At 71.6% G+C, this 12,000-nt stretch carries 11 protein-coding genes; 7 read left to right on the forward strand and 4 right to left on the reverse strand.

Going from position 1 to position 12,000, the window contains the following annotated elements:
* Nucleotides 1-13: 13 nt before the first annotated feature.
* Nucleotides 14-1,063: a Gfo/Idh/MocA family protein gene (locus E5671_RS38975; RefSeq protein WP_160508936.1), complete on the forward strand. Its 1,050-nt coding sequence runs from the start codon at nucleotides 14-16 to the stop codon at nucleotides 1,061-1,063.
* Nucleotides 1,060-2,070 carry a Gfo/Idh/MocA family protein gene (locus E5671_RS38980; RefSeq protein ID WP_160508937.1) on the forward strand — a complete coding sequence of 337 codons (1,011 nt, stop codon included), beginning with the start codon at nucleotides 1,060-1,062 and terminating at the stop codon, nucleotides 2,068-2,070. Before E5671_RS38975 ends, E5671_RS38980 begins: the two co-directional genes overlap by 4 nt.
* Before the next feature lie 45 nt (nucleotides 2,071-2,115).
* On the opposite strand, the gene E5671_RS38985 is transcribed toward E5671_RS38980, so the two are convergent.
* On the reverse strand, nucleotides 2,116-3,513 hold the full coding sequence (locus tag E5671_RS38985; RefSeq protein WP_160508938.1) for a CAP domain-containing protein: 1,398 nt from the start codon (nucleotides 3,511-3,513) through the stop codon (nucleotides 2,116-2,118).
* 180 nt (nucleotides 3,514-3,693) lie between these two features.
* Here E5671_RS38985 and E5671_RS38990 point away from each other — a divergent pair, with 180 nt between their 5' ends.
* Entirely contained in the window at nucleotides 3,694-5,040 is a 1,347-nt protein-coding gene (locus E5671_RS38990; protein ID WP_160508939.1) for a radical SAM protein, read from the forward strand.
* 11 nt (nucleotides 5,041-5,051) lie between these two features.
* Here the strand turns inward: E5671_RS38990 and E5671_RS38995 are convergent, their stop codons facing one another.
* Nucleotides 5,052-5,666, reverse strand: coding sequence for a TetR family transcriptional regulator (locus tag E5671_RS38995; RefSeq protein WP_160508940.1), 615 nt, complete (start codon nucleotides 5,664-5,666; stop codon nucleotides 5,052-5,054).
* Nucleotides 5,667-5,748: 82 nt separating this feature from the next.
* Here E5671_RS38995 and E5671_RS39000 point away from each other — a divergent pair, with 82 nt between their 5' ends.
* The 4 genes from E5671_RS39000 to E5671_RS39015 all read left to right on the forward strand — a co-directional run bounded on the left by E5671_RS39000 (nucleotide 5,749) and on the right by E5671_RS39015 (nucleotide 9,311).
* A complete protein-coding gene (locus E5671_RS39000; RefSeq protein ID WP_160508941.1) occupies nucleotides 5,749-6,798 on the forward strand; it encodes a saccharopine dehydrogenase NADP-binding domain-containing protein in 1,050 nt (349 codons plus the stop codon).
* Between the two features lie 5 nt (nucleotides 6,799-6,803).
* Nucleotides 6,804-7,685 (forward strand): NmrA family NAD(P)-binding protein, encoded by an 882-nt coding sequence (locus E5671_RS39005; protein WP_160508942.1) that lies wholly within the window; start codon nucleotides 6,804-6,806, stop codon nucleotides 7,683-7,685.
* 174 nt (nucleotides 7,686-7,859) lie between these two features.
* Nucleotides 7,860-8,633, forward strand: a complete 774-nt coding sequence (locus tag E5671_RS39010; RefSeq protein ID WP_160508943.1) for an SDR family oxidoreductase — start codon at nucleotides 7,860-7,862, stop codon at nucleotides 8,631-8,633.
* A gap of 123 nt (nucleotides 8,634-8,756) precedes the next feature.
* Nucleotides 8,757-9,311, forward strand: a complete 555-nt coding sequence (locus E5671_RS39015) for a GNAT family N-acetyltransferase (RefSeq protein ID WP_160508944.1) — start codon at nucleotides 8,757-8,759, stop codon at nucleotides 9,309-9,311.
* 33 nt (nucleotides 9,312-9,344) lie between these two features.
* On the opposite strand, the gene E5671_RS39020 is transcribed toward E5671_RS39015, so the two are convergent.
* Together E5671_RS39020 and E5671_RS39025 are read right to left on the reverse strand one after the other, a co-directional pair.
* On the reverse strand, nucleotides 9,345-10,874 hold the full coding sequence (locus E5671_RS39020; protein ID WP_336605976.1) for an amino acid permease: 1,530 nt from the start codon (nucleotides 10,872-10,874) through the stop codon (nucleotides 9,345-9,347).
* 87 nt (nucleotides 10,875-10,961) lie between these two features.
* Nucleotides 10,962-11,954, reverse strand: a complete 993-nt coding sequence (locus E5671_RS39025; RefSeq protein ID WP_160508945.1) for a hypothetical protein — start codon at nucleotides 11,952-11,954, stop codon at nucleotides 10,962-10,964.
* Nucleotides 11,955-12,000: the final 46 nt, after the last annotated feature.

Consider the following 12,000-nt stretch of genomic DNA (forward strand, 5'->3'; position numbering starts at 1 on the left):
GGTAACTCCCTACATGCGACCGCTTCATATCGGCCTGATCGGGGCGGGCGGCATCGCCCGCGCCCATCTCCCCGGCTGGCTGGAACTGGGTGCGCGCGTCAGTGTGTACACCGTCGACGGCTCGGCGGAGAAGCTCGCCGCCGAGTACGCGAGCCGCGAGGTCACCGCGGTGGCGGACCTCGGTGAACTGCTCGCCGACTGCACGGCCGTCGACATATGCACCCCCACCCCCACGCACAAGGAACTCGCCCTCGCGGCCGTAGCGGCGGGCCGGCACGTCATCTGCGAGAAGCCCCTCGCGCTGGGCGCCACCGACGCCGAGGAGATCGCGGCAGCCGCCGAGGCGGCGGGTGTCCGGCTGCACCCCGCCCATGTCGTGCGGTACTTCCCGGCGTATGCGGCGATGCAACAGGCCGTCGAGCGAGGCGAGTTGGGTGACCTAGCGGTGCTGCGGTTCACGCGCGGCGGGGCGCGGCCGCAGTGGGCGCCCTGGTTCGGTGACCCCGCCAAGTCCGGCGGCGTCATCATGGACCTGATGGTGCACGACATCGACATCGCCCGCTGGGTCGCGGGCGACGTGGTCCGCGTGCACGCGCAGACGCGGGGCGTCGAGCACGCCACGGGCGGCGGCCAGGCCGAGGTCGTCTCGGCGACCGCCGTCCTCACCCACGCCTCCGGCGCGATCAGTCACGTCACCGGGCTCTGGGGCCTTCCGGACCAGCAGTTCCGTACGACGTTCCGCGTCGCGGGCGGCGACGGGCTGCTGCGGCACGACTCCACGTCCGTGCCCGGCTACCGGATCACCGCGCAAGGGGTGCGCGCGGCCAACGAGGGCATCCCGTCGAGCCCGATGACGGAGAGCCCCTACCTGGCCGAGCTGCGGGAGTTCGCGGCTTCCTGGGAGGACGGCGGCGGAGAACCGCGGGTGCGCGCGCGGGACGGGATCGAGGCGGTGCGGATCGCCGAGGCTGCCGTGGAGTCGAGCCGTACGGGCCGGGCGGTGGAGCTCCGGACCGGTGTCGCGGTAGAGATCCGGGCCGGTGTCAAGGAGGTCGCGCGATGAAGGTCGCCGTTCTGTCGTTCGCCCATGTCCACGCGGCCGGATACCTCCGGCTCCTCGCCCGCATGCCCGGAGTCGAGGTGATCGGCAGCGATCCGGACAGCGGGTCGGCCGCGCCCGGTGAGGTGCGGGGGCGCGCCTTCGCCGACGAGATGAGGGTCGCGTACGCGCAGACGTACGCGGAAGTCTTCGCCTGGGGCCCGGACGCGGTGATCGTCTGCTCCGAGAACGCCCGCCACCGCCCCTTGGTGGAGCTCGCCGCGTCCCATGGCGTGGATGTCCTGTGCGAGAAGCCCCTGGCCACGACGGTCGAGGACGGCGAGGCGATGCTCGCGGCGTGCCGGGAGGCCGGGGTACGGCTCGCGGTCGCCTTCCCGGTCCGGTTCAGCCCCGCGTACGCGGCCGTCAAGGCGGCCGTCGCGTCCGGTGAGGCAGGCCGGGTCCTGACCGTGTCAGGTGCCAACAACGGCTCTATGCCGGCCTCGCGGCGGTGGTTCGCCGACCCCGAACTCGCGGGCGGCGGCGCCCTGATGGACCACACGGTTCACATAGCCGACCTCCTGGACGACCTCTTCGGCGACGCGCGCCCCGTCGACGTGTACGCCCAGACGAACAACCGCATGTACGAGGGTGAGGTCGACGCCGAGACCAGCGGTCTGGTCACCGTGACCTACGACAACGGCTCGGTGGCCACGATCGACTGCAGCTGGTCGCATCCCCGCTCCCACCACTCCTGGGGCGGCCTCGAACTCACCGTGGTCGGTGAGCGGGCGACCCTGGAGATGGACGCCTTCGACCAGTCGGTGCACGGCTACAGCGAATGCCGCCGCCAAGGCCTCGAACTGCCCTTCGGCGCCGACCTGGACGAGCGGATGCTGCGGGCCTTCCTCCACGGTCCGGGCGAGGGCGGCATGGACGTGGCCGACGGCGATGGCGGGCTGCGGACGCTGAAGATCGTGACGGCTGGCTATGCGTCGGCCCGGAGCGGGGTGCCGGTGGCGGTGGGCTGAGGCGACGGCGGTGGCCGGGGCCGCGGCGGGGCTGCCCGGCGGTCCTCAGCCGCCGAACAGCTGCGTCCAGTACGTCCCGGCCGAGCCGCCGCCCGCGAAGCCGACGCCGAGGTGGGTGAAGGAGGGCTTGAGGATGTTGGCCCGGTGGCCGGGGCTGTTCATCCAGCCGTCCACCACCTCGGCGGGCGTGCGCTGCCCGCAGGCGATGTTCTCGCCGATCGCGCGGTGCGTGCTGCCCGCGGCGGACGCGCGGTGCCAGGGTTCGCCGCCGTCGGGCGAGGTGTGGGAGTAGAAGGCGCGGGCGATCATGTCCGCGCTGTGGCCCTGCGCCGCCACGGTCAGGAGCGGATCGGGGGAGAGGGGGCGCAGACCCGCGGCCGTCCGCTCGGCGTTGGTGAGACGGAGCACGGCCGCCGCCCACTCCGCCAGGCCCTGCCCGCTGAACGGTGCGGCCCACAGCGCCGTCCAGTAGACGTCCCCGGAGCGCGCGTCGGCGGTATGGGCCACCCCGACGTGCGTGTACGAGCGGCTGTGCACCGTACGCCGCGTCTGCTCGCCGGAGAGGCAGTACTCCACGAACTCGGCGGGCGAGCGCGGCCCGGAGACCAGATGCTCGCCGATGGCCAGGTACGCGTACCCGCCCGCGACGACGCGCTGGTAGAGGGACGTGCCGTCCGAGTGCTCCGAGCTGAGCGTGGACCGCGCCGCCATCCCGGCGGCGTGCGCGTGCGCGGCGGCGGTCAGCCGGGCGTCGAGAGCGACGGGAGGCGCGCCGACCGAGGCCCGCGCGGCGTTGACCAGCGGGAGGAACCCGTCGGGGGCAGGCGGGCCGGAGGGTAGGGGAGGCCTGGACGCGGCGGGGCGGAAGGACGGCGACGCACCGGCATGCACGCTCGCCGACGCCCCCGCGGCGACCGGCGATCCCGCGGAGACCGGCGGCTGCGTGACTCCCTCCGCCACGTCCTCCTCCGCCACGTCCACCCCGAAGTCGCGCGCCACCCCGGCGAGCCCGTCCGCGTACCCCTGACCGAGTGCCCGGAGCTTCCACCCCTGGCCGCGGCGGTAGATCTCCGCGAGCAGCAGCACCGTCTCGCGGTCGGGGCGCGGCGGTGTGAAACGAGCCACAAGCCGGCCGCCGGGCCCGTGCACCTGGAGCGCGATGGCGGGGAGCCGGCCCAAGGGAGTGCCCGGCTCGGCGGGGCTGACGGCCACGGTGACGCGGCTGGCACCGGCGCGAAGGCGCCGTCCGTCGACCGTGACCGTGTCGCCCTGGAGCCGGGCGCCGGACGTGGCGGGCTGGTTGTAGAAGACGAAGTCGGCGTCGCCCGCGACCTTCCCGCTGTCGCCCGTGACGATCACGGACAGGTCGAAGGGGCCGGGCACCCGGAGGGTGACAGCACCGTCCGGCAGCGGCACGTTCCCCCCGGCAACCAGCTCGTTCATGCCAGGACAACGCGAGGGCGGCACCGCCAGGTTCCCGGCACGCGGACACCGAGCCGGAGGTACCGCCCCACGGCGGAGGCCCCCTGAGACCGGAGGCGGATCCGCGCCGGAAAAGCCGCGTATTAGCGTGGGGGTCACGGGAAAGCACAATTCACCGACAGGATCCGAGGTGCCCGGCAGATGGCAAGCCGCAGCGAGAGCCGTACCCAGCTCGTCGAGGGACTCATGGAGCGGTTCCCGCAGGTGCCGCGAGAGGCGGTGATCAAGGAGGACCTGCTCAGGGGAGGCATGGCGTTCGACGAGTCCGCGCTCAGCGACAACGAGGGCGGCGAGGTCAAGCCGAAGTCGTACTTCATCTTCTCCTTCGACCACAGCACCCTGCCCGAGCTCGGCGCCGCCGCCCTGCGCCGTCCGCCCGAGGAGATCGTCCTCACCGGTGGCCCTTACGACCTGCGCCGCACGGTCGTCTCGGTCCGCGTGAACCCCTCGTCGCCGTACCGCGTGGCGGCCGACGACGACGGCGTACTCGGCCTCTACCTGGACGGCGTACGCATCTCCGACGTGGGTCTGCCGCCGATGCCGGACTACTACCGGCACACCCTTGAGAACGGCAAGTCCGTGATGGAGGTCGCGCCCACCATCCAGTGGGGCTACCTGATCTATCTGACGGTCTTCCGGGTCTGCCAGTACTTCGGTGCCAAGGAGGAGTGCCAGTACTGCGACATCAACCACAACTGGCGCCAGCAGAAGGCGGCGGGCCGCCCCTACACGGGCGTGAAGCCGATGGAGGAGGTCCTCGAAGCCCTCGCCATCATCGACAAGTACGACACCGCGAAGTCCTCCACCGCGTACACGCTCACCGGCGGCGCCATCACCTCGCAGATCGGCGGCAAGGACGAGGCCGACTTCTACGGGCAGTACGCGAAGGCCATCGAGGAGCGCTTCCCCGGCCGCTGGATCGGCAAGGTCGTCGCGCAGGCGCTGCCCAAGGCGGACGTGCAGCGCTTCCACGACTACGGCGTGCGGATCTACCACCCCAACTACGAGGTGTGGGACCCGTACCTGTTCGAGCGCTACTGCCCCGGCAAGGAGCGCTACGTCGGCCGTGACGAGTGGCACCGCCGCATCCTGGACTCCGCCGAGGTCTTCGGGCCGCGCAATGTGATCCCGAACTTCGTGGCGGGCGTGGAGATGGCGGAGCCGTTCGGCTTCAAGACGGTGGGCGAGGCCATCGACTCCACCGTCGAGGGGCTCCAGTACTTCATGTCGCGCGGCATCACGCCCCGCTTCACGACGTGGTGCCCGGAGCCCACGACGCCCCTGGGCAAGGCGAATCCGCAGGGCGCGCCGCTGGAGTACCACGTGCGTCTCCTTGAGGCGTACCGCGCGACGATGGAGGCCAACGGCCTGACGTCACCGCCCGGTTACGGCCCCGCGGGGCCGGGGCGCGCCGTCTTCTCCGTCTCCTCCTTCATGGACAGCCTGCCCGCGGAGCAGTCGGCCGAGGAAGTCGGGGAGACGGTCTAGGAGGAACGGGTCTAGGGGGCGGCGAGCGCCGACAGTAGACGCTCGGCCTCCGCCGTCACCGCGGTGAGGGCGGAGGCCGGGTCGGGCGAGCGGGCGAGGAGCATGCCCGCCTCGCACAGCGCGCCGAACATCATCTGGCAGCGCACGTCCAGATCTCCGTCGCCGAAGTGGCCCGCGGTCGCCGCCGCACGCATTCCGTCCGTCAACACCCGCAGAGTATGGGCGTATTCGATCTCGCGGACGGTCTCCCAGCCGAGGACCGCGGGCGCGTCGAGCAGTACGATCCGCCGGAAGCCGGGGTCGAGGCAGTGCTCCAGGAAGCGGCGGCAGCCGCGCCGCAGCGCGGACCAGGCGTCGGGCTCCTCGGCGGCGGCGCGCGCCAACTCGGCCGCGATCTCCTCCTGTTCACGGACGAACACCGCGTGGAAGAGAGCTGCCTTTCCCTCGAAGTGGTGGTAGGCCGCTCCCTTGGTGACCCCGGCGGCGGCCGCCACCGCGGCGATCGAGGTGGTCGCGTACCCCTCGCCGCCGAAGAGCCGCTGTGCCGCGGTGATCAGCTGCGCGATGGTCACGTCGGAGCGTTCCGCCTGTGTACGGCGGGCAGTTGGGTGCGCGGGCGGGATCACGGTCGGCTCCTCTTGACGAACATACTCAGGGTACGTAGGTTCCGCACCAGTTGCATACCTTCGGTATGGAAGCGAGTTGAGCATGACAAAGCCGCTCTTCGCGATCTACGGTGCCTATGGCCACACCGGACGCCTCGTGGCATCCGAACTCCTCGCCAGAGACGCCGAGTTACTCCTGGTCGGCCGCAACGCCGAGGCGTTGCGGAACGTTGCTGACGAACTCGACGCGGGGCAGCGGGTGCGGACCCGCACCGCCTCCGTGGACGACGCCACCGCACTGCGCGAGGTGATGACGGACGCCGACGTCCTCATCCAGTGCGCGGGGCCCTTCGCCGTCACCGGCGCGCCCGTCGCCACCGCGGCCGCGGAAGCGGGCTGCCACTACATCGACCACGCGCTCGAACCCCACCACGTGAAAGGGGTGTTCGACACCGCGCAGGCCACGGCGCAGCGCACCGGCGCCGTCATGATCCCCAGTCTCAGCTTCTACGGCGGCCTCGGCGACCTGCTCGCGGGAGCGGTGTCGGACGGCATCGCGGGCATCGACCGGATCGTCATCGCGTACGCCGTGAACGGCTGGCGGCTGACCACCGGCGCGAAGAACACCGCGACCCACCTCCTCGCCGAGACCGAACGCCTCACCTTCAGCGACGGCGCCCTGCACACGGGCTACGTCGAACCCCGCAACGCCGTCTTCCCCTTCCCGCCGCCGCTCGGCCCGCGCTCGATGATCGCTCCGTTCCCGTCGAGCGAGGCCGTGACGGTGCCGCGCCATGTCCCCGTCCGCACCATCGACCTGATGCTCAGCTCAAGCGCCTTCGAGGCCAAGGACGCCTTCGAGAGCGAACACATCGGCGCCGCGGAGCGGGCGGGCACCGACTTCACCATCGCCGTCCAGGCCATGTGGGAAGGGGGCGGCGTGGCAGGGCAGTTGACGGGCCACGACCTGTGGCGGGCCGGAGCGCTGGCCTCGGTGGAAGGCGCGGTGCGGATCGCGGAAGGGAGGGGGCCCACGAAGACCGGCGTCCTCGCACCCGGCGAGGCGTTCCCGGCGGAGCCGTTCCTGCGTGATCTGGAGCGGCAGGGCGCGTTCACGCTCACGCTGCGGCGCGGAGAGGCCGGAGAGGAGTGAGCGGGATGGCGTCGAACGAACCGGTCCTTGTCACGGGAGCGGCGGGTGGACAGCAGGGGTCCACGGGCCGCCATGTGGTGCGGCTGCTGCTCGATCGTGGTCAGGCGGTACGTGCTTTCGTACGCACCGACGACGAACGCGCGGCAGGGCTGCGGAAGTTGGGAGCGGAGGTGGTCGTCGGCGACCTCCGCGAGATCACGGACGTACTCACTGCGGTACGGGGCGTGCGCCGCGCCTTCTTCACGTACCCGGTGACGGACGGCCTCCTTGAGGCGACCGGCGCGTTCGCGGCGGCGGCCAAGCGGGAGGGCCTGGAGCGCGTCGTCGAGGTGTCCCAGCTCGCGGCGGCGCCGGACGCGGGGACGCCGCGGATGCGGCAGCACTGGGTCGCGGAGGAGGTCTTCGACTGGGCGGGGGTCGGGGCGGTGCACCTGCGCGCCGGGGTCTTCTTCGAGAACCTGGACTTCCTGGTGCGGGCGGGCGGCGGCCACGAGCTGGCGATGCCGCTGGGCCCGCTGGACACGGTGCTTCCGCTGATCGCGGGGGAGGATGTGGCGCGGGTGGGCGCGGGGCTTCTCGCGGACCCGATGCCGTCGTGTCCGGACCCGGTGGTGCTGCTGACGGGGCAGGTGCTTTCCGTGGCCGAGATCGTGGAAACGTTCGGCGGCGGCCTGAAGTACGTGGACGCGTCGCCGGAGGAATGGCGGGAGGGGGCGATGTCCCTGTACGGGGACGCGCACGTGGTGGCCCACCTGGACAAGCTGTGGGAACTGTTCCGCCTGATCGGCTCGCACCACCAGCTGTATGAGGTGACGGAGGCGATCGAACGGTTCGGGGGTGACGTGCCGGGGACGCTGCGGGAGTTCGTGCGGGGGCGGAGGGGCTGAGGTCTTGCCTCCGGCGGGCTGATTTTTCAGCCCGTCCGGCGTTTGAGGACGAACTCGGCGGAGCCGGTGATGACGGTACGCAAGGCCCCCGCGCCAGCGGGTTTTCGGGAAGGGGCGGGTTTGGGGAATGATCGATCAAACCGCAGCCCCACCCAACCCGCTCCTGGAGGAAACGTGCCGCAGAACCCCGTAACCGTCATCACCGGCGGCAGCCGCGGCATAGGCGCAGCCGTCTCCACCCGCCTCGCCGCGGACGGCCACCACATCGCGATCGGCTACCACTCCGACGCCGAGGCGGCGCAGAAGGTGGCCGAGACCGTCCGCGCGACAGGCACAGGCACAGGCGCCCGCTGCGTCACCGTCCGGATGGACACCGCCGACGAGGCAGACGTCGACCGCCTCTTCGACACCGCCGCCGCGGAACTCGGCCCGGTCACGGGACTGGTGAACAACGCCGGAATCGGCGCCCCGGTGGGCCCCCTCGCCGAGGCCGACGCCGCCGCCATGCGCCGCGCACTCGAAGTGAACGTACTCGGCTACCTCCTCTGCGCCCGCCGCGCGATCCGCGACATGAAGCGGACCGGCCCCGGCGCCGGCGCAGGCGCAGGCGCAGGCGGCGGCATCGTGAACATCTCCTCCGCGGCGGCGACCCTCGGCGCCCCGGGCGAGTACGTCCACTACGCCGCCGCCAAGGGAGCCGTCGACACGATGACCGTCGGCCTTTCGAAGGAGGTCGCGGCGGACGGCATCCGCGTCAACGCGGTCGCGCCCGGCGTGATCTGGACCGAGTTCCACGCGGACCCCGAGCGCCCGGCGAAGCTCGCCGCGGGCATCCCGCTGGGGCGATCGGGCCACCCCGACGAGATCGCGGCGGCCGTCGCCTGGCTGCTCTCGGACGAGGCGTCCTACACGACCGGCACCATCCTGCGGGTGGCGGGCGGAAGGTGAGCCACCGGGGGTGAGCCACCGGGCACGCGCGCGCCCGGCCGAAGCCGAACCGGCACGCGCGCGTGCCGCAGTCCTAACGCCACTCCTTACGCCAGTCCTGACGCCACTCCTTACGCTTGGCGCATGATCACGGAATCCGCCCGCATCACCCCGGACGTCGTCATGCGCCCCGCCACGCTGGAGGACGCGGAAGGTCTCGCCCGCGCCTGTCTGCACAGCCGCGCCCACCTGGAGCCGTGGGAACCGATCCGGCCCGAGGAGTACTTCACCCCGCGGGGTCAGGCCGCCCGGCTCCGCAGCCGGCTGGAGGAGGCGAGGGCCGGGCGTGCCGCGCCCTGGGTGCTCGACCGTGAGGGGGAGATCGTCGGCTCGCTCACCCTGTCGGCCATCACCCTGGGCCCCCTCCGCAGCGGCACCCTCGGCTACTGGATCGACGTGGACCACGTCGGCCGAGGTCTCGCCACCGCCGCCGTCACCCGGGCCTGCGAGTCCGCCGACACCGAGCTCGGCCTGCATCGCGTCGAGGCGAACACCCTCCTCGACAACGTCCCCTCGCAGCGCGTTCTCGCCAAGTGCGGCTTCGAGGAGTTCGGTGTCGCGCCGGAGTACCTGCACATCCATGGCGCCTGGCGCGACCACCGGCTCTTCCAGCGGATCCTCAACGACCGCACCCCGTAAGGGACTCCGTGAGCTGCCGTGAGCTGCCGGGAGCTAGATGATGTCCTCCGCGATCTCCGCCTGCTCCCGCTCCGACCCGTACGCCGACGGCGTGCTGTAGGAGCGCCGCGCCACGAACCACCACACCGTGGCGAGGGTCAGCACCACGACCAGCGCGATCGACGCGTAGTTCATCGTGTCGACCGTCACCGGTGAGGCCTGCGGCAGACAGAACAGGACCGTCACGAAGCCGACCCAGACCACCGCGACCCAGCCGATCGGCTTGCTCCAGCGGCCCAGGTTCCACGGACCCGGCTGGAAACGGTCGCCCGCCCGCAGCCGCAGGAAGATCGGGATGGCGTACGCGGGCGTGATCCCGATGACGTTGATGGCGGTCACGGCCGTGTACGCGGTCGTCGAGTACAGGGAGGGGAGGGCGATGACGGCGGCGAGACCGACCGACAGCCACACCGCGGGCACCGGCACCTGCGTACGGGAACTGACCTTGCGCCACAGCTTCGAGCCGGGCAGCGCGTTGTCGCGGCTGAACGCGAACACCATCCGGCTCGCCGCCGCCGTCTCGGCGTTGCCGCAGAACAGCTGCGCCACGATCACGATGAGCAGCAGGGCCGTCGCGCCGGACTCGCCCAGGGCGTCGATCATGATCTGCGCGGGCGGTACGCCGGTCTCGCTGTTCTGCGTCCCCGCGTAGTCCTGGATCGCGAACGTCAGCCCGGCCAGCAGGACGAAACCGGCTATCCACGACGCCCAGATGGCACGCACGATGCCGCGTGCCGCGGTCACCGAGGCGTTGGAGGTCTCCTCCGAGAGGTGAGCGGAGGCGTCGTACCCGGAGAAGGTGTACTGCGCGAGGAGCAGGCCGATCGCCGTGACGTAGAGCGGGTTGTCCCACCCGGTGTCGTTGACGAACTCACCGAAGACGAACCCGGGCGACTGGTGGTGGTCCGGCACGATCGCGAGGGCGCCCACGATCACGGCGACACCGGCCACGTGCCACCACACGCTGATCGAGTTGAGCAGGCTGACCAGACGCACGTTGAAGAGGTTCAGGACGGCGTGCAGGAGCAGGATGCAGAGGAAGATCAGGAAGGTCTTCTCCGGCGTCGGCGTGAAGCCGAACTTCAGGTTCAGGAACGCCCCGGAGAAGAGCGCCGCGCCGTAGTCGATGCCCGCGATCGCGCCGAGCAGGCCGAGCAGGTTCAACCAGCCCGTGTACCAGCCCCAGCGCCGGCCGCCGAGCCGGTCGGCCATGTAGTAGAGGGCCCCCGACGTCGGGTACGCGCTGGTGACCTCGGCGAGGGCCATGCCCACGAAGAGCACGAAGAGGCCGACGCCCGCCCAGCCCCAGAGCATCACGGCAGGGCCGCCGGTGCCGAGCCCGAAGCCGTACAGGGTCATGCAGCCGGAGAGGATCGAGATGACGGAGAAGCTGATGGCGAAGTTGCCGAATCCGCCCATCCGGCGCGCCAGGACCGGCTGGTAGCCGAGCTCCCTGAGCCTCTGTTCCTCGTCGGGCAGCGGGGCCGCGGTCGATGTGGGACTCGACCAGGTGGTGCGGGACACGGATATACCTCCGTCGAGGAGCGGGGGATGAGGGGGAGAGCGGGTGGTGCTGGCGTGTTCGTGCTGATCCGGGAGGGGGCGATTGCCTCAGCCCGGGTCTCGTAAGGCGCTCAGACAGCGCGTACGTGCCTGTGTGAACGCCTCGGCCGCCGCGTCCGCGTCACCGGGCGACCGCGTGCGGTACGTCCACGGGGCCACGGTGTAGAAGGGGTCGAGTACCTCGAACACCCTGGCTGCGTCCCGGAATTGATGTGCGCCCCACAGAGCGTGGGCCAGGTGGCTGAGGTCGAGGAGCGAGGTCGCGGCAGGCAGCGCGTGCTCGAACCACAGGTGCAGCGCGCGCAGGGCGGAACGGGTCGCGTCCTCCCCGATCCAGTGCAGATCCAGGGCGTGCTCGGCGCCGCCGTCCTTGCGGTACCGCTCGACGCGCACATAGAGGGGCAGTACGTGGAGTGCCGATCCCGCGGGCGCCGAACCGGACGCCCAGTGGGCGAAGTTGACCGCTTCGGTGAGCGGGCCGCCGGGGCGGCGGGTGTAGGCGAACTGCAGCATCCGGTGGTAGGCCTCGCGGTTGCCCGGGTCGCGCTTGTCGGCCTCGGCGAGCAGATGCCAGGGGCCGGGGAAGAGCATCGGCTCGGGGGCCGGTACGCGGTGCTCGTCCCACCGCTGCCCCTTGTCGAGCTGCGCGAGGGCGAGCAGGCAGACCCACGGCACGGGGTCCTCGGGCGAGGCGTCGATCGTGGCTCCGCACGCCGCTGCCGCCTCGCGCCACAGTTCGTTGGTGTGACGGTGTCCGCCGCGATGGGCGCGCAGGGTCCGCTCGACGAGGACCCTGGTGTTCAGCACGGATGCCGCGGCGCTGTGCGGTTCCTCGGCCTGCCAGGTCCTGACCACATCGGAACCGGCGACGGCGGCGGCCAGGATCTGCGTGCGTTGCGTCCACAGTCCCCAGTCGGGTGTCGAGTCGAGCAGATTGCGCGTCGACACCCAGCGACCCGCCTTGAGGTCCTGGAGCACGGCGCGCAACTGTTCGTCGTGGCCCGCCGGGTGGTACACGGGGCGGCCTGACGGAGTGGGCATGAATCCTCTGTGGGGAGGAGGGCGGTGGGCAGGGGAGGAACTGGCC

It is taken from the genome of Streptomyces sp. BA2 (genome assembly GCF_009769735.1).
In the GTDB taxonomy this organism is placed as follows: Bacteria; Actinomycetota; Actinomycetes; order Streptomycetales; family Streptomycetaceae; genus Streptomyces.